The organism is Pseudoclavibacter helvolus, from assembly GCF_049707175.1.
Taxonomy (GTDB): Bacteria; Actinomycetota; Actinomycetes; order Actinomycetales; family Microbacteriaceae; genus Pseudoclavibacter; species Pseudoclavibacter helvolus_A.
On sequence record NZ_JBNAFM010000012.1, the window covers coordinates 14,527 to 35,912 of the forward strand.

The 21,386-nt window shown below is 67.4% G+C and carries 23 protein-coding genes; 18 read left to right on the forward strand and 5 right to left on the reverse strand.

Annotated features, from left to right (window positions below):
• Positions 1 to 72: 72 nt before the first annotated feature.
• Positions 73 to 1,503: a CCA tRNA nucleotidyltransferase gene (locus ACPYN9_RS10845; RefSeq protein ID WP_424466474.1), complete on the forward strand. Its 1,431-nt coding sequence runs from the start codon at positions 73 to 75 to the stop codon at positions 1,501 to 1,503.
• 69 nt (positions 1,504 to 1,572) lie between these two features.
• Here ACPYN9_RS10845 and ACPYN9_RS10850 read toward each other — a convergent pair whose 3' ends face one another.
• Positions 1,573 to 2,961, reverse strand: a complete 1,389-nt coding sequence (locus ACPYN9_RS10850) for a hypothetical protein (protein ID WP_424466475.1) — start codon at positions 2,959 to 2,961, stop codon at positions 1,573 to 1,575.
• 229 nt (positions 2,962 to 3,190) lie between these two features.
• Between ACPYN9_RS10850 and rpsF the strand changes: the two genes are divergently transcribed.
• From rpsF to nhaA, 10 genes are all read left to right on the forward strand, one after another.
• Complete coding sequence (gene rpsF, locus ACPYN9_RS10855; RefSeq protein ID WP_104285243.1) at positions 3,191 to 3,580, forward strand: 30S ribosomal protein S6; 390 nt, start codon at positions 3,191 to 3,193, stop codon at positions 3,578 to 3,580.
• A gap of 2 nt (positions 3,581 to 3,582) precedes the next feature.
• Entirely contained in the window at positions 3,583 to 4,164 is a 582-nt protein-coding gene (locus ACPYN9_RS10860) for a single-stranded DNA-binding protein (RefSeq protein WP_424466477.1), read from the forward strand.
• Positions 4,165 to 4,202: 38 nt separating this feature from the next.
• Positions 4,203 to 4,463, forward strand: a complete 261-nt coding sequence (gene rpsR / locus ACPYN9_RS10865; RefSeq protein WP_068482210.1) for a 30S ribosomal protein S18 — start codon at positions 4,203 to 4,205, stop codon at positions 4,461 to 4,463.
• 12 nt (positions 4,464 to 4,475) lie between these two features.
• On the forward strand, positions 4,476 to 4,928 hold the full coding sequence (rplI, locus tag ACPYN9_RS10870; protein WP_424466480.1) for a 50S ribosomal protein L9: 453 nt from the start codon (positions 4,476 to 4,478) through the stop codon (positions 4,926 to 4,928).
• A gap of 199 nt (positions 4,929 to 5,127) precedes the next feature.
• The gene (mptB, locus tag ACPYN9_RS10875) at positions 5,128 to 6,696 is read left to right on the forward strand and encodes a polyprenol phosphomannose-dependent alpha 1,6 mannosyltransferase MptB (protein ID WP_424466482.1); all 1,569 of its coding nucleotides are present in this window, start codon (positions 5,128 to 5,130) and stop codon (positions 6,694 to 6,696) included.
• A 357-nt stretch (positions 6,697 to 7,053) separates the two neighbouring features.
• Complete coding sequence (gene dnaB, locus ACPYN9_RS10880; protein ID WP_424466483.1) at positions 7,054 to 8,439, forward strand: replicative DNA helicase; 1,386 nt, start codon at positions 7,054 to 7,056, stop codon at positions 8,437 to 8,439.
• Between the two features lie 152 nt (positions 8,440 to 8,591).
• Positions 8,592 to 8,834, forward strand: a complete 243-nt coding sequence (locus tag ACPYN9_RS10885) for a hypothetical protein (RefSeq protein ID WP_424466485.1) — start codon at positions 8,592 to 8,594, stop codon at positions 8,832 to 8,834.
• Between the two features lie 53 nt (positions 8,835 to 8,887).
• On the forward strand, positions 8,888 to 9,367 hold the full coding sequence (locus ACPYN9_RS10890; protein WP_424466487.1) for a cupin domain-containing protein: 480 nt from the start codon (positions 8,888 to 8,890) through the stop codon (positions 9,365 to 9,367).
• Positions 9,368 to 9,377: 10 nt separating this feature from the next.
• Positions 9,378 to 10,136, forward strand: coding sequence for an alpha/beta hydrolase family protein (locus ACPYN9_RS10895; protein WP_424466489.1), 759 nt, complete (start codon positions 9,378 to 9,380; stop codon positions 10,134 to 10,136).
• A 134-nt stretch (positions 10,137 to 10,270) separates the two neighbouring features.
• Positions 10,271 to 12,112: a Na+/H+ antiporter NhaA gene (gene nhaA, locus ACPYN9_RS10900; protein WP_424466491.1), complete on the forward strand. Its 1,842-nt coding sequence runs from the start codon at positions 10,271 to 10,273 to the stop codon at positions 12,110 to 12,112.
• A gap of 159 nt (positions 12,113 to 12,271) precedes the next feature.
• On the opposite strand, the gene ACPYN9_RS10905 is transcribed toward nhaA, so the two are convergent.
• A complete protein-coding gene (locus tag ACPYN9_RS10905; RefSeq protein ID WP_424466493.1) occupies positions 12,272 to 13,978 on the reverse strand; it encodes an FAD-dependent oxidoreductase in 1,707 nt (568 codons plus the stop codon).
• Positions 13,979 to 14,061: 83 nt separating this feature from the next.
• On the opposite strand from ACPYN9_RS10905, the gene ACPYN9_RS10910 reads away from it, so the two are divergent.
• On the forward strand, positions 14,062 to 14,670 hold the full coding sequence (locus ACPYN9_RS10910) for a YdeI/OmpD-associated family protein (protein WP_424466495.1): 609 nt from the start codon (positions 14,062 to 14,064) through the stop codon (positions 14,668 to 14,670).
• A gap of 123 nt (positions 14,671 to 14,793) precedes the next feature.
• Here the strand turns inward: ACPYN9_RS10910 and ACPYN9_RS10915 are convergent, their stop codons facing one another.
• Together ACPYN9_RS10915 and ACPYN9_RS10920 are read right to left on the reverse strand one after the other, a co-directional pair.
• Complete coding sequence (locus ACPYN9_RS10915) at positions 14,794 to 16,611, reverse strand: ABC1 kinase family protein (protein ID WP_424466654.1); 1,818 nt, start codon at positions 16,609 to 16,611, stop codon at positions 14,794 to 14,796.
• Positions 16,612 to 16,658: 47 nt separating this feature from the next.
• A complete protein-coding gene (locus ACPYN9_RS10920; protein ID WP_424466496.1) occupies positions 16,659 to 17,198 on the reverse strand; it encodes a PadR family transcriptional regulator in 540 nt (179 codons plus the stop codon).
• Positions 17,199 to 17,388: 190 nt separating this feature from the next.
• Here ACPYN9_RS10920 and ACPYN9_RS10925 point away from each other — a divergent pair, with 190 nt between their 5' ends.
• The 5 genes from ACPYN9_RS10925 to ACPYN9_RS10945 all read left to right on the forward strand — a co-directional run bounded on the left by ACPYN9_RS10925 (position 17,389) and on the right by ACPYN9_RS10945 (position 19,947).
• Positions 17,389 to 17,763 (forward strand): PadR family transcriptional regulator, encoded by a 375-nt coding sequence (locus ACPYN9_RS10925; RefSeq protein ID WP_424466497.1) that lies wholly within the window; start codon positions 17,389 to 17,391, stop codon positions 17,761 to 17,763.
• A gap of 1 nt (position 17,764) precedes the next feature.
• Positions 17,765 to 18,127, forward strand: a complete 363-nt coding sequence (locus ACPYN9_RS10930) for a DUF1048 domain-containing protein (protein WP_424466499.1) — start codon at positions 17,765 to 17,767, stop codon at positions 18,125 to 18,127.
• 2 nt (positions 18,128 to 18,129) lie between these two features.
• Positions 18,130 to 18,909, forward strand: a complete 780-nt coding sequence (locus ACPYN9_RS10935) for an ABC transporter ATP-binding protein (protein ID WP_424466500.1) — start codon at positions 18,130 to 18,132, stop codon at positions 18,907 to 18,909.
• Positions 18,906 to 19,667 carry an ABC transporter permease gene (locus tag ACPYN9_RS10940; protein ID WP_424466502.1) on the forward strand — a complete coding sequence of 254 codons (762 nt, stop codon included), beginning with the start codon at positions 18,906 to 18,908 and terminating at the stop codon, positions 19,665 to 19,667. Before ACPYN9_RS10935 ends, ACPYN9_RS10940 begins: the two co-directional genes overlap by 4 nt.
• Positions 19,668 to 19,749: 82 nt before the next feature.
• Entirely contained in the window at positions 19,750 to 19,947 is a 198-nt protein-coding gene (locus ACPYN9_RS10945) for a hypothetical protein (RefSeq protein ID WP_424466504.1), read from the forward strand.
• A 35-nt stretch (positions 19,948 to 19,982) separates the two neighbouring features.
• On the opposite strand, the gene ACPYN9_RS10950 is transcribed toward ACPYN9_RS10945, so the two are convergent.
• The gene (locus tag ACPYN9_RS10950) at positions 19,983 to 20,600 is read right to left on the reverse strand and encodes a TetR/AcrR family transcriptional regulator (protein WP_424466506.1); all 618 of its coding nucleotides are present in this window, start codon (positions 20,598 to 20,600) and stop codon (positions 19,983 to 19,985) included.
• A gap of 56 nt (positions 20,601 to 20,656) precedes the next feature.
• On the opposite strand from ACPYN9_RS10950, the gene ACPYN9_RS10955 reads away from it, so the two are divergent.
• The gene (locus ACPYN9_RS10955) at positions 20,657 to 21,382 is read left to right on the forward strand and encodes a CPBP family intramembrane glutamic endopeptidase (RefSeq protein ID WP_424466508.1); all 726 of its coding nucleotides are present in this window, start codon (positions 20,657 to 20,659) and stop codon (positions 21,380 to 21,382) included.
• Positions 21,383 to 21,386 lie beyond the last annotated feature (4 nt).

Sequence of the window (21,386 nt, forward strand, 5' to 3'; positions counted from 1 at the left end):
ACGGGGAGGTGGGGAGCTGAACGCGCCCTCGGGGGCCCGCCGAGCATGCGCGGTGCCTCGTAGAATGAGCGGATGCAAAACGTGCAGTCCGCAATGGAACGCCTTCGTGGACTCGCGACCGCGTCCCCCGTCGCCGAGCTCGCCGCAGCCTTCGAGGCCGCAGGCTTCGAGCTCGCCCTCGTGGGCGGGCCGGTCCGCGATGCGTTCCTCGGCAGAGATGTCACCGACCTCGACTTCACGACGAACGCGCGTCCGGAGGAGATCCTGCGCATCGTCGCCCCCATCGCAGACGCGCACTGGGACATCGGCCGTGAGTTCGGCACGATCGGCGCCAGGTTCTCGGGGGAGACGGTCGAGATCACGACCTACCGCGCCGACAGCTACGACGGCACCTCCCGAAAGCCCGTGGTCGCCTTCGGCGACACGATCGAGGGAGACCTGCACCGCCGCGACTTCACCGTCAACGCATTGGCCCTGCAGCTGCCGGGCCTGAAGCTCGTCGATCCCTCCGATGGCATGAAGGACCTCATCGAGGGCACGCTGCGCACCCCCATCGAGGCCTCGGTCTCATTTGGGGACGACCCGCTCCGCATGCTCAGGGCTGTGCGCTTCACCTCGCAGCTTGGCTTCCAGCTCGACCGGGACTCCTTCGACGCCATCATCGAGCTCAGACGCCGTCTGCTCGACATCTCGGCCGAACGCGTGCGCGACGAGCTCGTGAAGCTGCTCAAGACCGACACGCCGCGCGATGGGCTCGAGCTGTTCGTCGAGACGGGCCTCGCCGAGCTTGTGCTCCCTGAGCTCCCGGCGCTGCAGCTCGAACGCGACGACGCGCACCGGCACAAAGACGTCTACGAGCACTCGATCACGGTGCTCGAGCAGGCCATCGGCATCGAGCGCGAGCGAAACCCGGGCGCCGACTCCGACCTCGTCCTGCGCCTCGCCGCCCTCCTCCACGACATCGGGAAGCCCAAGACCCGCCGCTTCGGAGAGGGCCGCAAGGTCACCTTCTACAACCACGACGTCGTCGGCGCGAAGCTCGCGCGCAAGCGCCTCTCCGCGCTGCGCTTCGACAACGACACGATCAAATCGGTTTCGCGCCTGGTCGAGCTGCACATGCGGGTCTTCAATTACGAAGGCGCCGGGTGGACCGACTCGGCGGTGCGCCGCTTTGCGCGCGACGCCGGCCCCGAACTGCAGCGGCTCCTCATCCTCATCCGCGCCGACATCACCACGCGCAACCAGCGCAAGTCAGACCGGCTGCTGTTCGCGATCGACGATCTCGAGCGGCGCATCCTCGAACTGCAGGAGAAAGAGGAACTCGACTCCGTCCGCCCGAGCCTCGACGGCGAGCAGATCATGGCGATCCTCGAGATCGCCCCCGGTCCGCTCGTCGGCAAGGCCTACAAACACCTGCTCGAGGTGCGCCTCGACGAGGGACCGCTCGAGCACGACGACGCGAAGCAGCGGCTCCTCGAATGGTGGGAGACGAACCGCCCGTAGCGGCACGGGCATCCATGCACACGAAAACGGCCCCCTCCGAAGAGGGGGCCGTTTCGTGTTGACGCCTGACTACTCCGCCATCGCGTACTGCGAAAGGTTGGAGTCGTAGCACGAGACGTAGCTGGAGCTGCTGGCCTCGACGATGACCGTGCCGTTGACCGTGAGCGTGCAGGACAGCTCGGACGTGTCGCTGTAGTCGCTGTGGCTGGCCGAGACGGAAGCCAGCGTGCCGTCGTAGCCGTACGAGGACTCGTACTTCATCGTCACGCTCTCCGACCACGGAACGGCCGTTGCCAGCGCTTCGGTGTCAACCTGGACGCGATCCGAGCCAGCAAGGTCGTTTTCGTAGCTGTACGTGATGTCGACCGGCGAAGTGCCGGTGCTGGTGATGGTCAGCTCAACCTCAAGCTCACCAGTCGACTCTTCAGACAGCTCGTCGATCTGGGTGGTCGCTTCGTTGCTGATGTCCTGAGCGATGCCCGCGGAGGTTCCGAGCGTGATGGCCCACCCGCCGAGGAGCGCAATGGCACCGAGCACCACGCCGATGATCGCCAGGAGCTTCTTCGTGTTGAAGCGCTTGACGACCAGGCCAGCAATGCCCAGGCCGATGGCGGCGAGCGCGAAGAGGATCGCAAAGAAGTAGCCAACGAAGGGAATGAGGCAGATCAGGAGCGCGACGGCTCCCACGATCGTGGCGATGAGGCCGAGGACGTTGAAGCCGCCCTGGCCCTTCGGCGCGTAGTTGCCGTACTGCTGCTGGCCGCCGCCTGCGCCACCCGCGACGCCATAGCCGGGGGCCGATCCATAGCCGGGAGCCGCGTTCGGGTCCTGCGGAGCCGAGCCGTGCGCGCTCGGGGCGGATGCGCCGTACGCGTTCGGCTCCTGGGGGGCCGAACCGTAGGCGTTCTGCGCCGGGGCGCCGTAGGCGTCGGGCGCAGGTGCGGAGCCGTAGGAGTTGGAGTTTGCGTCGCTGCCGTAGTTTCCGGCCGCGGAGTAGTCGGGCGTGCTGCCGTAGCTCGGGGCCGAGTAGTCGGTGCCCGACGCGGAAGGCGCCGTGTACGAGGTGTCACCCGAGTAGGAGCTCGCGCTCGGCGCCGAGTAGGAGGAGTCGCTCGACGAACCGTAGCCCGGCGTCGAGTACCCCGAGTTCGAGGACGACGCGCTTGGCACGCTGGAGCCGGAGTACGAGGACTGGCTGCCCTGGTAGCCAGACGCCGAGCCGGGAGCCTCGTAGGAGCCGCCAGGCGCGGTGTAGTTGCTCGGCGACTGGTAGTTGTCACCACTCGAGCCATAGCTGCTGCCCACGCCGTATCCACCCTGCTGGCCGCTCGCAGGCTGGTCGCCGAACGAGGCCTGCGGTGCCTGTGGTGCGGCAGGGTCGCCGTTCTGCTGTGCTGGGTTCTGCGGCACTGGTGCGTTCGGGTCGCGCTCGCCCGAGCCGCCTGTTGGATCGCTCATGATTCCCCTAGGTAGTGGTGCGTTTCAGCGGACCACTGGGGGCCGCCTGTTGTGCTGGAACGAGCATATTCGCTTGCGAGTAGGGGAGTTCTTCTAATTGGCTGGCATTTAGGAGCCGGAAGCGACTATGATGGCGAGGTTGTCTGTGCGATCAACTGCACAAGACACGCGCAATAACCCTCCTGCTGCAGATCGTCTGCAGCCGTTCTAGACCGAAGGAGGTGGGTTTATCGTGCATCAGTATGAGTTGATGGTGATCCTCGATCCAGAGATCGACGAGCGCACCGTAGCTCCGAGCCTCGATAAGTTCCTCAACGTCATTCGCAACGACGGTGGAACCATCGAGAAGACCGACATCTGGGGCCGTCGTCGCCTCGCCTACGAGATCAACAAGAAGAGCGAAGGCATCTACGCCGTCGTTGACTTCACGTCGACCTCGGCAACGGCGAACGAGCTCGACCGCCAGCTGAACCTGTCCGAAGCTGTCATGCGCACCAAGGTGCTCCGCGCAGAAGAGGCCATCGCTCGCGTCGCCTCCGAGGCGAAGCGCGACGAGGCTCGCAAGGCTGCCAAGGCCGCTGCTGCTGCAGCGAAGCCCGCGGCGACCACCGAGGCTTAGTCATGGCCGGCGACACGATCATCACCGTGGTGGGCAACCTCACGGCTGACCCCGAACTCCGCTACACGCAGAACGGGCTCGCAGTCGCGAACTTCACCATCGCATCCACCCCCCGCGTGTTCGACCGTCAGGCGAACGAGTGGAAGGACGGCGAGGCACTCTTCCTTCGGGCGAGCGTCTGGCGTGAATTCGCAGAGCATGTCGCCTCGAGTCTCTCCAAGGGCTCGCGAGTCATCGCGCAGGGTCGCCTCAAGCAGCGCTCCTACGAGACGAAGGAAGGCGAAAAGCGCACTTCCATCGAGCTCGAGATCGAAGAGATCGGGCCAAGCCTCCGCTACGCCACGGCTCAGCTCACCCGAACCTCCTCCGGCGGCGCCGGCGGACAGCAGGGTGGCGGTCAGGGCGGCTTCGGCGGTGGCCAGCAGCGCTCCTTCGGTGGCAACAGCGGTGGAAACGCCGGTGGGCGCCAGTCCGCTCCCGCGGACGAGCCGTGGGGACAGCCCGCGGGCCAGTCACGCGACAACGGCGCATCCGGCTGGGCGACGCCCGGCGCATCGAACGATTTTGACGAGCCCCCCTTCTAAAGGGCGCTCGCAAGCACACTCAACGAAAGAAGATCCCAATGGCTGGAAAGTCAAGCGGCGACCGCCGCAAGGGTGTACGCGGGAAGGGCGGCAAGCCCGCCGCTCCCGCGAAGCAGATCCGGGTCGGAGTCATCGACTACAAGGATGTCAACACCCTCCGCAAGTTCATCTCGGAGCGCGGAAAGATTCGCGCACGTCGCATCACCGGCGTCTCCGTCCAGGAGCAGCGCCTCATCGCACGTGCAGTCAAGAACGCACGTGAGATGGCGCTCCTGCCCTACGCCGGCTCTGGCCGCTAAGGAGTAGTCGACATGGCAAAGGTAATTCTTACGCACGAGGTCTCCGGCCTCGGTGCAGCCGGTGACGTCATCGAGGTCAAGAACGGGTACGCCCGCAACTACCTCGTCCCCAAGGGCTACGCAGTCAGCTGGTCCCGTGGCAGCGAGAAGCAGGTCGAGCAGATCCGTTCCGCTCGCGCCGCACGCGAACTCGCAACCCTCGAAGAGGCGAAGGCGCTCAAGGACAAGATCGAGTCCGCCCTCGTCAAGCTCTACGTGAAGTCGGGCGCAGAAGGCCGCCTCTTCGGCTCCGTTCGCGGCGCCGACGTCGCGACCGCCGTCGAAGCAGCTGGCCTCGGTCAGATCGACAAGCGCAAGGTCGAGTTCCCGAACCCGATCAAGAACACGGGCAACCACGAGGCGACCGTTCGCCTCCGTGAGGACCTCGTTGCGACCGTCAAGCTCCAGGTCATCGCGCAGCGATAACCAGCGGTTCCACTGGAACGGCCCCGGACACCACCGTGTCCGGGGCCGTTCTCGGTTCCGGAGCGCTCCCGGGTTCCCGGACGTCCGCGCCCCCGCCACAGGGCGGGTTCACGGCACTCACGGGCGTATCTGCGATCTGAGGCTATAAGGTCAGCGGAGGCCAGCATCCAGCCCACCCTCCCCTGATTGATTTCCGAACATGCCTCACCAATCTCATCGATCGACGATCGTGCGCGAGCCACGTCGATTTCCGGTGACGGTGAGCCCGACGATCCTTGGCCTCATCGGGTCGATCTGCATCCTGATCGGGTCGTTCGGTGCCGGGTGGATCGGCGATGGGCTTGGCCTGCGCGAGTGGTTCCCCATCGCGTTCTTCCGAAGCTCGCCGGACCTGACGCGACTCTGCACCATGCTGCTCATCGTCGGCGGCTTCCTGATGGTGATCGCCTGGTTGCGCTTCAGGTCGAGCGTTCGCGACACGGATGCCTCCCTGCGGCAGGTGCTCACAACCTCCGTCATCTGGGCTGTCCCGCTGCTCGTCTGCATTCCCGTCTTCAGCCGCGACATGTTCTCGTACGTGGCGGTGGGGCGCCTGATGGCGGCCGGTATCGACCCGTATCAGCACGGCGTCAACGAGCTCGCCGGCTGGTACTCGCTCGGCGTCGACCCCTTCTGGTCGAGCACGGAATCGCCGTACGGCCCCCTCTTCATCGCCGTCGCAGGCATCTTCTCGTGGCTCGGGGCCGAGATCCCCGAATACGCACTGTTCCTCAACCGCATCGCAGCGACCGCCGGCGCGGTGCTCATGGTCGTCGCGTTCCTCAAGATCGCGGCGCTCCGCGGACGCAACCGCGCCTTTGTCGCGTGGATGATCGCGGCGAACCCGCTCACGCTGCTGCTCTTCATCGCCTCGGGTCACAACGACGGTCTCATGCTCGCGGGCATGGGCTTCGGGCTCCTCGCGGCGCTCAAGGGTCACAGGCTTGTCGCGGTCATCTGGATCGCACTCGCGATTGCAATCAAGCCGATCGCGCTCATCGCCCTACCGATCGTGGCGCTCATCGGTCGTCCCAGCACGCTCCCCGTGTGGGACAGGGTGAAGAGCTGGGCTCTGCACGGCGCCGTCGCGATCGGCCTCGTGGGGGCTCTCGGCCTCGCCCTGGGTCTGGGGTTCGGGTGGGTCACGGCGCTCACCGTGCCGGGCGCGATTCAGCACTGGTACTCACCATTGACGCTCATGGTCGGCACCGTGCGCGGTCTGGCTGAACTGGTCACGCTCGACCCGTTTGTGTTCGAGGTCATCCTCAAGGTCATCGCCTTCTCGGTGGCGGGTCTCGTTGCCTCCTGGCTCGTGCTCACGAAGCGGCCCATCGACCCCTTGCTGCGCCTCGTGCTGTGCACGGCCGCGATCGTGGCTGCATCGACGGCGATCCATCCCTGGTACGTGATGTGGATCCTCCCGTTCGCGGCCGTCGCCGGGCCGTGGCGCAGGGGGCAGGAGCACCTCGCCGTGCTCGCGACGATCTTCTTCACCACGGTGACGCTCGCCGAGCCGACCGACTCGTTCTTCGAAGGCCCATACACGCGACTCGTCGTCGCGGCGATCACCGTGCTCTTCGCGCTGTCGGTGCTGGTGTGGTGGTGGCGGTCGAACAACGTCTCGGGACGCGCTGTGCTCATCGCGGTTCCGTTCGGACAGAAGCTGGTCGACAGGCTCAGCGCCCGGCGGCAACGGAAACTCGAGCAGCGGGCAGGCACCGCGCGGTAACCGCGGTTCCACACCCCAGCCTGTGGAAAACGCCCGGATAACCCTGGTTTGCATGGGGTCTGTGGCAGATGTTATGCACAGTGAGCGTGCAGACATTCAACCTTCAACAGATGCTTCACACCACTTGTGCACAGGGTGAATCGCACTAGAAAAGCCAGGTCAGAGGTGGTTTCCAGCGACCGCCCTACCAACTGGTCACCACGTTCTCCACACAGTTTCCACAAGTGGCACGGCGCGTCTCCACAGTTTCACACAGACTTATCCACAGGCGCGCCGATTTGGGTTCGCTCGGCGGGTGGGCGTGGGACTACTGTTGGGAAATCTCTCGCCAGCGTTCGAGCCAAGTCAGGAGCTCCCGTGTCCATCGCGCATCTCGGTTCGGCTTCCCAGGGCGAACGCGAATCGCACGACGGGGTCCGCACTCCTCCGCACGATCTGCTCGCTGAGCAGTCCGCACTCGGCGGCATGCTGTTGTCGAAGGATGCGGTTGCCGACGTCGTCGAGGCCGTCCGAGGCATCGACTTCTACGTGCCCAAGCACGAGATCATCTTCGACGCCGTCCACGCGCTCTACGCGGCGGGCGAGCCGACCGACGTCATCACCGTCACCGACCACCTCACGAAGTCGGGTGAGCTGTCGCGGGCCGGCGGTGCCGAGTACCTGCACACGCTGGCAGGCATTGTGCCGACCGCGGCCAACGCCGGTTACTACGCGGCGATCGTCTCCGAGCGTGCGGTGCTGCGCCGCCTCGTCGAGGCCGGCACACGCATCGTGCAGATGGGGTACCTCGCCGAGGGGGAGGTCGTCGACCTCGTCAACCAGGCGCAGGCCGAGATCTACGGTGTTACGGGAGCGGTCGAGAAGGAAGACTACGTCGTCCTCGCCGAGGCCATCCTCGAGGCGCAGAACGACATCGACGCCGCCCAGAACAAGTCGGGGGGCATGACGGGCGTCCCCACCGGGTTCGCTGATCTCGACCGCATCACCAACGGCTTCCACGGCGGCCAGCTCATCATCGTCGCCGCGCGACCCGGTCTCGGCAAGTCGACCGTGGCCCTCGACTTCGCGCGCTCCGCATCCATCACCCACGGGAAGCCTTCGATCTTCTTCAGCCTCGAAATGGGCAAGAGCGAGATCGCCATGCGCCTCATCTCCGCCGAGGCCAGCGTGCGCCTGCAGCACATGCGCGCGGGAGGCCTCACGCAAGAGGACCTCACCCAGATCGCGCGCACCCAGGGCGACATCTCCGACGCGCCGTTGTACATCGACGACAGCCCGAACATGACGCTCGTCGAGATCCGCGCCAAGTGCCGCAGGCTGAAGCAGAAGGTTGGGCTCAACCTCGTCGTTATCGACTACCTGCAGCTCATGACTAGCGGCAAGCGCGTCGAGAGCCGCCAGCAAGAAGTCTCCGAGTTCTCGCGTGCGCTCAAGCTGCTCGCGAAGGAGCTCGACGTGCCCGTCATCGCCCTGTCGCAGCTGAACCGTGGTCCGGAGCAGCGTGCCGACAAGCGACCCGCGGCGAGCGACCTCCGTGAGTCCGGCTCGCTCGAGCAGGACGCCGACATGATCATCCTGCTGCACCGTGAGGGCGCGTACGACCGAGAGAGCCCGCGAGGCGGCGAGGCCGACTTCATCCTCGCGAAGCACCGCAACGGACCGACCGACACCATCACCGTCACCTTCCAGGGGCACTTCTCGCGCTTCATGGACATGGCCCCGGGCTACGCCACGGGCCAGTAGGCGGATGCGCCGCGCCCGCGCCCGCGCCGCGAGCGAGTCGGGTTCATCCCTGCGGCTCTCGAGTTCAGTCTCACGGCCGAAGCGCCGCGGCTCCTGCGCGTCGTACCTTGAATGCAGCACCTCCTCCCGGTGACACAGACAAGGGGCACATCATGAACGCAGACGCCACGCAGCCGGCCAGCACGAAGCAGCAGCGGTCGGTACGCATCCTCACCATCGCCATGAGCGTGCTGCTGCTCGCAGTCCTCGTCATGCTGGTTGCCGGCGTCATGGCCAGCTCTGCGCCCATGATCATCGCCGGCAGCACCGGTTGCGCCGCGATCGCCACGGCCTGGACGACGGGCGTCCTCGCGATTCGCCAGCAGGCCAGCAAGGAGCGCGATGGCGGTCGCTGAGCCCGCGCAGCATCTGCCAGACTGAGCGCACCGACCCGAACTGGAGGAACCCAATGGCGAGTTCTGAAGAGATCATCCTGGGCGATCTGCCCGCAGGTATCGTCCGAGCAGACGAGGCCGTGGCCGGCCGTGTATGGAACGTGCTCGGCCACACCTACATCACGAAGGCCGAGAGCGCCTCGACCTACTCCTGGCTCTCACTCGACCCGGCCGGAACCGGGGTGCCGCCGCACGTGCACCCCACCCAGGACGAGTTCATTTACGTGTTCGAGGGGGTCTACACCCTGTACCTCGACGGTCAGTGGACCACGGCCGGTCCGGGCGACCTCGTGCAGATGCCGAAGGGTATTCCGCACGCCTACTACAACAAGCAGGACGAGGCGGCGAAGTCGCTCTTCTGGGTGAGCCCAGGCGGCAAGCTGGCCAACCTCTTCAGCCTGCTGCACAACGTCACCGACCCGGCCGAGGTCGTGCGTCTCTCGGCCCTGAACGGCGTCGACTTCCTGCCAGAGGGTGCCGTCGAAGGCGCGTGAGGCGACGCACGTGACGGATGCGGGCACGCCGGGCATGCCGGGCATGCCGACCGCGAGGCGCGAGAGTTACGGCTCGGACGCAGACCAGCACCTGACGTTCTGGGCGCCTCCCGGGCCCGTGCGCGGGCTCACGGTGCTCATCCACGGTGGGTACTGGCGGTCGCAGTTCACCGCCGAGCTCATGCTGCCCCTGGTGCCGGAGTTCACCCGACGCGGCTGGGCCGTGGCGAATCTCGAGTACCGGCGGGGCGACGATGGATGGTCGGCGACGCGCGAGGACCTCTCACGCGGCCTCTCGATGGCGCGCGGCGAGGCGTCCCAGTTGATGCCGGATGCGCGACTCGTGATCGTCGGGCACTCGGTCGGCGGGCAGCTCGCGCTGCTCGGCGGGGAGCCAGGCGACGCGGTTGTCGCGCTTGCGCCGGTCACTGACCTCGCGCGCGGCTACGAGGAGGGCAACGGGGACGGAGCAGTCGCGGAGTTTTTCCGCGCGGCACCCGCCCAAGCCCCAGAGGTCTACGCGTCGGCGTCACCCATCGAGCACTTGCCTCTGCGGGCGCGAGCGCTGCTTGTGCACGGCGCCGACGATGCCCGGGTGCCCGTCGAGCACACCCGGGCCTACGTGGCAGCCGCCAGGAACGCGGGCGCCGATGTCGAGCTCATCGAGCCCGCGAGCCTGGAACACCGCGCAGCAATCGCGCCCGATGCGCCGCACTGGCCAGACGTGCACGCCTGGCTCGACGCCTTCGCATCCGCTCGCCACAGCTGAGGCGGTCGACCTGGACGCAAGGAGGGATTGACAGGGCCTGCCTCACGACCCCGCGCGTCGCCGCCGGGACGTATGCTTTCCATCCGGCGCGAGCGGTCTGAGCACAGACCCCCGCCGACGTGGAGGGGGAGCTATTGGGCACGCAGAAACAGGATTGGGTGCGGCTCGTCGCAGACCGACTGCGCACCGAATCGGGCAGTGCTCTGCTACTCGTGGGCGTCGCGGTCTTCGCGCTGCTCTGGGCGAACTCGCCCTGGTCTGAGTCGTACGTGCATCTGTGGGAGACGCACGCCGCCGTCGGCATAGGTGACTTCAAGATCGACATGAGCCTGCACCACTGGGTGAACGACGGCTTCATGGTCATCTTCTTCTTCCTCATCGGGCTCGAGGTCAGGCAGGAACTCGCCGTCGGCTCGCTCCGCGACCGCCGTCAGGCGCTGGTGCCGATCGTCGCCGGTGTCGCGGGCGTCGTGCTGCCCGCCCTCATCTACCTCGCCATCGCCGGCCGTGCTGCCCCCGAGGCGTGGGGTGCTGTCATCGGCACTGACACCGCGTTCCTCCTCGGTGCGCTTGCGCTCGTCGGCCCCAGGATGTCGAGCCAGCTGCGCGTGTTCCTGCTGACCCTCACGGTCGTCGACGACTTCCTCGCTGTCTCGATCATCGGCATCGTCTACACCGAGTCTGTGCAGTGGATGCCGCTCGGCATCGCCGTCGTGTGCCTCGTGCTGCTGTTCCTCCTCGCCCGCGCCAACGAATGGCGAAGCACCCCCTACCTCGCGGTCATCGTCGTGCTGTGGGCTGCAACCCTGGCCTCGGGCGTGCATCCGTCGCTCGCGGGCATGGCAGCCGGCCTCCTCATTCCGGCCTCCGACCCCGAACGCGAGGATGTCGTGCGGGCAAAGAGACTCTTCCGCGACTTCACGCAGTCGCCCCGCGCCGACGCCGCCAGGAACGTGCGCCTCGGGCTCGCCAAGTCGATCTCTGTCAACGAGCGACTCCACGAGGTGCTGCTCAGCCCGGTCGCGCTGTTCATCGTGCCGATCTTCGCACTCGCCAACGCGGGCGTGGACCTGCGAGGCGGGATGCTCGGCGACGCGCTCACCTCGCCGGTCACGTGGGGTGTCGTTGCCGGACTCGTCCTCGGTAAGTTCGGGGGCATCGCGCTCGGCAGCTGGATCGCGGTTCGCGCCGGCCTCGGCTCGCTCCCGCAGGGTGTCGGCATGGGCAGCGTCTTCGGCGGCGCCGCGCTCAGCGGCATCGGCTTCACGATGTCGCTGCTCATCATCTCCCTGGCACTCGAGGGCGATGTCGCCGGCCAAGCCATCGTCGGCGTCTTCATCGCCATGGTGCTCTCGTGGGTCATCGGCTGGCTCACGTTCACCTTCGCGCGCGTGAAGCTGAACGAGACGAGTGCCGACCTTCCGACGACCCTCTCGCGCCCCGTCGACCCCGAGCGCGACCACATGCTCGGAGACCCGGACGCGCAGGTCACGATCGTCGAATACCTCGACTTCGAATGCCCCTTCTGCGCGCGCGCCACAGGCATGTGGCAGGACCTCGGCGAGCACTTCAAAGACGGGGGTGCGCGCTACGTCGTGCGCCACCTGCCCCTCGAGGACTACCACCCGCACGCCTTCCAAGCGGCGATCGCCGCCGAGGCCGCCGCCAACCAGGGCAAGTTCTGGGAGATGCACAACCTGCTCTTCGCCAACCAGGAACGTCTCGACGCGCAATACCTGCGCGGCTACGCCGAGGAACTCGGGCTCGACCTCGACCGTTTCGACGCCGACATGCTCGACGAGGCGCTGCCGCAGCGCATCCGCGACGACATGCAGAGCGCCCTCGACAGCGGTGCGCGCGGAACTCCGACGTTCTTCCTCGGCGAGACTCGACACAGTGGGGCGCACGACGCACGCACGCTCATCGCGACGATCGAGGCGCAGCGCAAGGAAGCCGCGATCCGCCGCCGCTCCTGACTCCCGGGCACCGTGCATCCACACGGGAAACGCACCTTCGTTCGCGAACGAAGGTGCGTTTCCCGTATGCCTGTGAGTGGTGAGCGGGGATGACTTGGGCGCGTAGCGATGACAGAGGCGAGCGGGGCCAGTGGGGCGAGCGGGGCGAGCCCGGTCTGGCTAGTTTGCGACGAACTCCTGTGCGCGCAAGGCGGCGAGGTGCGCGTGGATAAGCGGGAGCGAGGATGCGCCCTCGCCGCTTGCCGACGCGACGCGCTTCATCGAGCCTGACCTGACGTCGCCCGCGACGAAGACACCGGGGAGGGTCGTCTCGAGGTCCGCTGGAGGCATGCCATCCGTCCACGATTCCTTGGGAACGTCGCGGCCGGTGAGCACGAACCCGGCCTTGTCGAGCGCGATGCCCTCCGGCAGCCACGAGCAGTCGGGCTGAGCGCCGAGCATGCAGAAGAGCCCGCCGATCTCGAAGCGATGCTCCTCACCGGTCGTGCGGTCGCGGACCGACACCCACTCGAGGGCGGCCTGGCCACCGCCGTCCGCGATCTCGCTGTTTCCGGCCACCGACACGTTGGGCGTCGAGTCGAGCTCGCGGATCAGGTATTCGGACATCGACTCGCTCAGAGAGGCACGACGGATGAGGATGGTCACGTGTCTCGCGAACTTCGCGAGGTGCACGGCCGCCTGGCCGGCGGAGTTGCCGCCGCCGACGACGATGACGTCCTTGTCCTGCATCTCACGGGCCATGGAGGTCGCCGCGCCGTAGTAGACGCCGGCGCCCGTGTGCTCGTCGACCGAGTCGATGCCGAGGCGGCGGTACGCGACGCCCGTCGCGATGAGCACGGTCCGCGCGCGGAGCTCCGCGTCTCCGACCCGGACGCGGTAGCTGGGGACCCCGTCGAGGGTGCAGGGCTCGAGCGCGCTCACCGAGCGTCCCGTGTAGAACTTGGCACCGAAGCGTCCAGCCTGGATGCGTGAGCGCTGCGCGAGGCGCATGCCCGAAATGCCGCGCGGGAAGCCGAGGTAATTGCGGATCATGGAGCTCGACCCGGCCTGCCCGCCGATCGCATCCTGCTCGATGACCGAGGTGCTGAGCCCTTCCGAGGCGGCGTAGACGGCGGCGGCGAGGCCCGCTGGGCCGGCGCCGATGACCAGGACGTCGGAGACCTCTCCGTCGGGAACCGTGTCGAAGCGGGTTGAGATCAGCTCGTTGAGGCCGCTGGCCGTCGCCGCCGGGAAGTACGTGCCGTCGTACGATCGCGCGAGCGGTAGCGCGACGGGCTCCGTGGCTTCCGCGGTGGCGGCCGTGATGAGCGCCGCCCCCTCCGTGCTGTCGGGGGTGAGGATGCGGTTAGGGAACCCGAGGCGCTCGAGGAGGTCGCGGATGCGGCCGGCTTCCCGGTCGTGGGGCTCTGCGATGACATCGATGACGCTGACGGTGGGGCGGGCGACCGACCAGCCCCACTCCGAGAGTAGCTCGGTGACGATCGTGTGGAACTCCTCGTCGCGCTGGCCCATGGGGATTCCCGTGAAGGTGTCGATGTCGCGGCGGATGGTCGCCTCGCGGAGGTCGTCGAGGGAGGCCGCGTAGGTGCGGCCGGGCAGTGCAAGGACGAGGCGCCGTGCCGTCGGCGAGATCGACTGCGTGCGGCGCAGGAAGGTGGGGCCCGGTGTCTCGCCGACGACGACGTCGGAGACCACCATCGCGATCGCGGCGCCGTTCGAGGCGAGCCGCGCGAGCTCATCCAGTGCGCGCTGCGCATCGTTCGCCGTGACGATCGTGTAGTCGCGGTCGTATCTGGCACGGAACTCGGCTTCGATCTGCGCGAGGCGTTCATCTGCCGCGATGAGGATGATGGGCTGGTCGGTCATGAAATCAGGGTACTGACGGAGGCGCGTGATCGTGTGCGTTAACGGAATGCTCGTTCACTCGGACTCGGGCGTACCCTGTTCGTATGGCTGAGCAGAGAAGCGTCGAGGCCGCCGAGAGCGAGGTTCCCGACACGAGTGCCGTGCGCTTCTCGGGCGCGGTCATGGGCGTGCCGGTAGTCGGCGATGTGGACGGCGCTGAGCGACGGATCGTGCGACTCCCAGATGATGCGAGCCGGATGCTGCCCTCGCGCGGGCAGGTGGCGGTCGTCGGCTCGATTCGTGTCGGTTCGGACGGCGAACCGCTTCCCATCGAGGCAGTCATCGAGCCGGACGGGCTCCGAGGGCATTGGCTCGACGTCGGTGCCGTACTTGGGGCTCACGCGGAGATTGGCGAACACGTCGGCGTCGAGCTGCGACCGCGAGGCGACTGGCCCGAGCCGGAGGTGCCGGCGGACTTCGCCGCTGCGCTCGCGGATGCGCCCGAATCCGCGGAGACCTGGCGCGACATCACGCCGATGGCGCGGTGGGAGTGGGTGCGCTGGATCAACGCCACGCGCGTTGTGAAAACACGCGAGCGCCGCATCGAGGTGGGGCTCTCGAAGCTCGAGGCGGGTAAGCGTCGCCCTTGCTGCTTCGACCTCTCGTCGTGCACCGATCCGGAGCTCTCAAAGAGCGGCAAGCTCGCCGTCTGAGGCCTGTACCCGGCGTCTCGCGATGGGTTCCTCATCTCGGGATGGCTTGCAACCCATCCGGAGATGAGAAAGCCATCCCGAAACGGGTGTGGTCGAGCCGAGGTGACGTGCGCCCGCTCGGCCTTAGCGTCGCCGCCTGCCGAACGCGACGCTCACCGCGTGGAGGAGCGGGACGGCCGAGACGCTCATGAGCACGATGCCGAGCGGCGCGAGCTGGGGCAGCAGCAGCACCCCGGCGATGAGCAGTGCGGCGAACACGACCGCGGAGACGACACCGCGCAGCATCCGCTCAAGCGAGCGCATGTGGCGGTCGACGCTCGGCGTCTGCACCTTCAGCTGGCCTGCCTCGAGGCGCGTCGTGAGCGCATCCAGTCGACCCGGCAGCGTCACCGCGGTCGCGAGCGCCGAGACGGCCTGCTTCGCGACAGCCTGGATGGTGTTGCCACCTTCGTCGCGTGTGAGGGTGCGCGCGAACGGGTCGACCGCCTCCCACATATTGAAGTCCTTGTCGAGCGCCGAGGTAACGCCCGAGACGAGGGAGATGGCGCGGATGATGAGGAGGAAGTTCTCGGGGAGCTGGAACGGCATCTCCCGGATCGTGTCTCGGAAGCGGTCGGCGAAGTCGCCGAGCTCGGCGGGGTCGACGCGCTGCAGCTCGGCCACACCCATGCCGCCGAAGCGTCCGAAGAGCTCCGTCATGGCCTGCTCGAGCTCCATGGTGTCGCCGGCGGGCAGGAGCACGCCGACGCTGCGCATCGACTTCACGAGCCCCGGCCCGTCGCGCGACACGATCGCGAAGATGAGTTGTCGCAGGCTGGCGCGGAGGGTGTCGGAGATGACGCCCATCATGCCGAAGTCGATGTAGGTCAGCTCCCACGTGACGGGCGACGGCTGTGCGGTGCCGGCGTCGTCGTCAGCGCCGGTCAGCGCCGGAAGCCTCGGGGTCTCGAGCGGGGTCACGAAGATGTTTCCCGGATGCGGGTCCGCGTGGAAGAAGCCGGCGACGAACAGCTGCTGGAACGTCGCCCTCGCCAGCTCGTTGGCGACTTCGACGGGGTCGATGCCGGCGGCGCGAAGTGCGTCGACGTCGGTGATCTTGATGGCCGTGACATCGGAGAGAGTCAGGATGCGCGAGGCGGTGCGCTCCCAGACAACCTGCGCGGCGCCGACGCGAGGGTCAGTCTCGAAGTCGGCCGCGAAGCGCTCCGCGCTCGACCCCTCGTGGATGTAATCGATCTCCTCGAGGCTCGTCGCCGCGAACTCCTCGACGAGCGCAGGCGCATCGGCTCGCTTTGAGACCAGCTCGACGCGCTTGAGCAGCTGCCCGACCCGACGCAGCGCCCGCAGGTCGGTCGCGACGAGGTCCTCGATGCCCGGTCGCTGCACCTTCACAACAACGCGCGTGTACCCCGTCTCCTCCGCGAGGGCGGGGGTGAGTGTTGCACGGTGCGCCTGCCCGAACGAGGCCGCCGCGATGGGGGTCTCGTCGAAGCTGGCATAGGCCTGCCCGAGGGGCATCCCGAGCTCTGCCTCGGCCTGCGCGCGGATCGCGGGGAAGGCCACCGCGGGGACCTCATCCTGCAGCCCCTCGAGCTCAGCGGTGATCTCGGGCGGAAGCACATCCAGCCTCGACGAGAGAAACTGCCCGACCTTGATCATGAGCCCGCCGAGCTCCACCGCGAGGGCGTGGAAGCGTCGAGCGAGCCGCTGCATGCGGGCCGTGCGTCCCCGCTCCGAGAGCTTGCCGAGGCGGATGCGCGGCAGGAAGATCTCGAACCACCAGATCTGCACCATGGCTCGCTGCGCGAACCACACAATCCTGCGATACCTGGCACGACCATCCGCGGTGCTCGGCGCCTCGGCTTTGGTCGGGCGGCCGCTGACGCTCGCTGCCGCGGCGCGGAGCGAGGCTGCCGTCGTTACGGGTGCTGCCGCCGACATCTCCGCAGCGGCCCGCTCGTCGGTCAGGCCAGGGCCATCCGTCACGCTCAGTCCTCGGCGAGGATCGAGTACAGCTTGCGCCGCGTCTCGTCGAGCAGTGCCGCTGCGCGTTCGGCCTGGTCTGGAGTCGCGCTGCTCTGCACCTGCACAACTGCCTGCGCGAGCCGAGCGCCAGCCTTCGGCAGGGTCGCGGCACGCTCCGCACGGCGAGCGGCGGGCGACTCCCAGGGGAGGTCACCTGCCGAGGCGTCGACCGCAACGGCACGTCCTTCTTCGGTGAGGGCGTAGACCTTGCGCTCGCCGGAGACCTCCGGAACGACCAGGCCCTCGTCGGAGAGCAGCTGGAGCGTGGGGTAGACCGAACCGGGGCTCGGCTTCCAGGCCCCGCTCGTGCGAGCCTCGATGGCCTGGATGAGTTGGTAGCCGTGCTGCGGGCCCTCGAGCAGGGCGACGAGAAGTGCGGTTCGCACATCACCGCGGCCGGCGCGAGCCGCCGTCGGGCGTGACGCGAAGCTCTCGCGGATCTCATCGACGGCTTCGCGGAGGCCGAAGCCGAGTCCGCCGGGGGTGTGGTGCTGGGTGACCATGAGCATTCCTTTCAAAGGGGGACTGCCGATACCTGACGACACCCGACGATACATCGGTGAATGTCGCCGAAGCTGAGGATTTCTGCTGGCCTGGACGTAGGCTTCACGCACGGTTCTTGCTGTTGCTAAGTACCGGTACTCAGTGTTACTTTCTACTGGTAGTCATCGTTACTGAGTAGAGAGGGTGACCATGGGCAAACAGGCAACCGAGATGCTCAAAGGCACGCTCGAGGGCATCGTGCTCGCGATTCTCGCCAAACGCTCCGCGTACGGGTACGAGATCACGACCTGGCTCCGCGAGCAGGGCTTCGCCGACATCGCCGAGGGCACGGTCTATGCGCTCCTCGTGCGCATCGAGCAGAAGGGACTCGTCGACGTCGAGAAAGTCCCCTCCGAGAAGGGGCCGCCTCGAAAGGTCTACACGATCAACGCAGATGGCAGCGAGTATCTCGCCGAGTTCTGGCGCACCTGGGGGTTCCTCGCCGAACGCCTCGAGCAGCTCCGCGGCGCCACCGCCACCGGAGCATCCGCCGACACCGGCACAGCCAATGAAAGGGAAAACTGACATGACCGCCAAGTGGATCGAGGCCCTCACGGGCTCGCTCGAAGAGAAGAAGCAGTACAAGGAGGCGCAGGCTCGCCTCGACGCGCTGCCGGAACCGTACGCGAACGTCGCGAAAGCCATCCAGCGATACCTCATGTACTACAGCGGCATGACCGACGGCGGGCTCATGGTGCGGATGAACGTCGACCTCGCCGACCTCTGGGAGCGCGCGGCCGCCGACGGCACGCCCGTCCACGACATCGTCGGCAGCGACCCGGTCGACTTCGCCGAGACGTTCGGCCAGTCGTACGCAGGTAAGCAGTGGATCGACAAGGAACGCGCTCGTCTGGTGAAGGCCGTCGAGGACGCGGAGCGAGAGCAGTAGCCATGCCCGTCCAACCCGCCATCGTCGTCGATGGCATCACCAAGTCGTACGGCGACCTCGCCGTGCTGACCGGTGTCGACTTCGCGGTCGAGCGGGGGAGCATCTTCGCCCTCCTCGGCTCGAACGGCGCGGGCAAGACCACCCTGGTGCGCATCCTCTCGACCCTCCTGCGTGCCGACGGCGGCTCGGCATCCGTCGACGGCTTCAACGTCGTCACGCAGGGCGCACGCGTTCGGGCGGCCATCAGTCTCACCGGCCAGTTCGCGGCGGTGGATGAGGTGCTCACGGGACGCGAGAATCTCGCGCTGGTTGCGCGCCTGCGGCATGTCGGACGACCCAACGAGGTCGCGGATGCGCTGCTCGAGCGGTTCTCGCTCGCCGAGGCAGGTGGGCGGAGGGCCGGTACCTACTCGGGCGGCATGCGCCGCCGCCTCGACATCGCGATGAGCCTCATCGGCGACCCGTCGATCGTCTTCCTCGACGAGCCAACGACGGGCCTCGACCCGCAGGCTCGGCTCGACGTGTGGGCGGCAGTCCGCGAACTCGCCGCCTCGGGCACCACCGTGCTGCTCACGACCCAGTACCTCGACGAGGCGGAGCAGCTCGCCGACCACATCGCGATCCTCCACGAGGGCCGCATCATCGCGAACGGCACGCTCGCCGAGCTCAAGCGGCTGCTGCCGCCCGCGAAGGTCGAGTACGTCGAGAAGCAGCCGACGCTCGAGGAGATCTTCCTCACGGTTGTCGGCGACCAAAACCCGGAACGGAAGCTCGCATCATGACCACGCACTTCCTCGGCGACACCGCCGTGCTCACGGGGCGCTCGCTGCGCCACGTGCTGCGAAGCCCCGACACGATCGTGACGACGGCGGTCATGCCGATCGCCTTCCTGCTCATGTTCGTCTACGTCTTCGGTGGGGCCATCGACATCGGTGCCGGCGCGTACGTCGACTACCTGCTGCCCGGCATCCTGCTCATCACGGTCGCGTCCGGCGTCGCCTACACGGCGTACCGGCTCTTCCTCGACCTCAAGGGCGGCATCTTTGAGCGGTTCCAGTCGATGCCCATCGCGCGGTCGTCGGCGCTGTGGGCACACGTGCTCACCTCGCTCGTCGCAAACCTGGTCTCGGTGGCGGTCGTCGTCGGCGTCGCCTTCCTCATGGGCTTCAGGTCGAGCGCCGGTGTGCTCGAGTGGCTTGGCGTCGCCGGGATGCTCGTGCTCTTTACGCTCGCCCTCACCTGGATCGCCGTGCTCGCGGGGCTTTCGGCCAAGACCGTCGAGGGCGCCAGCGCGTTCTCGTATCCGCTCATCTTCCTGCCGTTCGTGAGCTCGGCGTTTGTGCCCACCGAGACGATGCCAGGGCCCGTGCGTTGGTTTGCCGAGCACCAGCCCGTGACGTCCATCGTCAACAGCATCCGCCAGCTGCTCGAGGGACAGCAGGTGACGGGGGACCTGTGGGTCGCGCTCGCCTGGTGCGCCGGCATTCTGCTCGCCGCCTACCTCGTCGCGAACGTGCTCTACTGGCGCAAGATCCGCTGAGGAGCGCCCTGACCGGGCTCTCGGGTTTCTCATCCGAGCATGCTGTTGGCTGGAGTGACCGACCCGACGTCAAGGAGGCCGCATGCGGATGACCGGAACCGTGCTGCTCGCCCTTGGGTTTCTCGCGCTCGCGGGGGCTCACCTGATCACCGACCCGACGGCCCTCGACGCGAACATCGGGGCTGGATTCCTCACCATCGTGGGCTTCGTGGCCGGCGGGGCTGGCCTCCTCGCGCTTGCAGTCGCGGGGCTGATGGGACTCCGGCGCCGGCGCGCGTAGCTCGGACACGGCGAGCTGTATGCCGGGTCACCCCGCTACTTCGCAACGACGGCGGCTTCCACGAAGTCGAGCAGGGCGGCCGCCATGGGCGCGAGCTCCAGGTTGCTGTCGGACGCCCAGCGCTCGAGCACGTCGTTCTTCGCGGCCGCGATGAGCTGCGCCACCTGGGTCGCGTCGAACGCGCGGAACTGTCCGGCGGCCTGCCCCTCTGAGAGCAGCTCGGCCAGCGCCTCGGTCTCGCCGGCGGCGACCTCGTCAAACGCCCGACCGAAGTCGGCCTCGCGGTGGTTATTGAGCACCTCCGCCATTGCAAGGAACTCGACGCGCCTCGGCGAGAAGAACTCGAGCTCGGCACTGATCTCCGCGCGGAGTCTCGCCGCGGGGGTGCGGGATGCGCCGCTTGCGGACGCGACGTGCTCGGCGCATCCCTGCAGCAGCCGCAGGGCAACCTGTCGCAGCAGCTGATCTTTGCTCGGGAAGTGGTAGGTGACGACGCCCTTGCTGACCCCGGCGCGCTCGGCGATGCGAGCGACGGATGCGCCCGCGTAGCCGAGCTCGGCGAGCACCTCGGCGGCAGCGCGCTCGATCTGTGCCCCGCGGGCCCGGCCGCCCGCCGTACCGCGCCCTCGGGGTGATCTGTCACTGTTGCTCATAGCTCTACTTTAGTACGATCGTACTAAAGTTGTGACGAGACGACGGGAGCCAGCGCATGAGCACGGCGCGACGGGATCGGCCGACCACCACGAGCCGGGTGAAACTCGTGTTCTTCACCCTCGTCATGCTGGGAGTGGCTGGCCTCCTGCTGCTCGCGTCGAGCGCGCCGCTGTTCTCGTTCACGCCGTTTGAGAGCGACGTTGTCAACGGAATGCTCAACTACCAGCTCAGCGCCCTCCCCGTCGTGGCGCTGGCGCTGGCGGCAACGTTCGTCTTCGCGAGGAAGACCAAGCTCGACTTCCTGCGCCCGCGCCGCATCGGCGAGATGCGACCGTTCCTGGGCGTCTCCCTCGGCACCAGGTGGGAGAAGGATGCGCTGCCCATCGCCCTCATCATGGCGGCCATCATCGGCGTCACCACCTACTTCCAGCTGCTGCCGGGCGGCTACACCTTCAACTGGGTCTACCTCGCGCTTGTCGTGCCCTTCGCGGCGGCCAACGCGTTCACTGAGGAGGCGATCTTCCGGCTGCCCTACGTGACCGTCGGCGCCGACCTCACGACCTCGCGCGTCTACGGCCTCGTCATGGGGGCGCTCGTGTTCGGCGTCATCCACTACTGGGGCGTCGCGCCGAACGGGCTGATCGGCGCCATCATGTCGGCGTGGCTCGGCTATTACCTCGCGAAGTCGATCCAGGAGACGCGGGGCTTCTTCTGGGCCTTCACGACCCACTTCCTGCTGAACCTGGTCGGCATGGTCTTCATCCTCAACCGCAGCGCGTGACGAG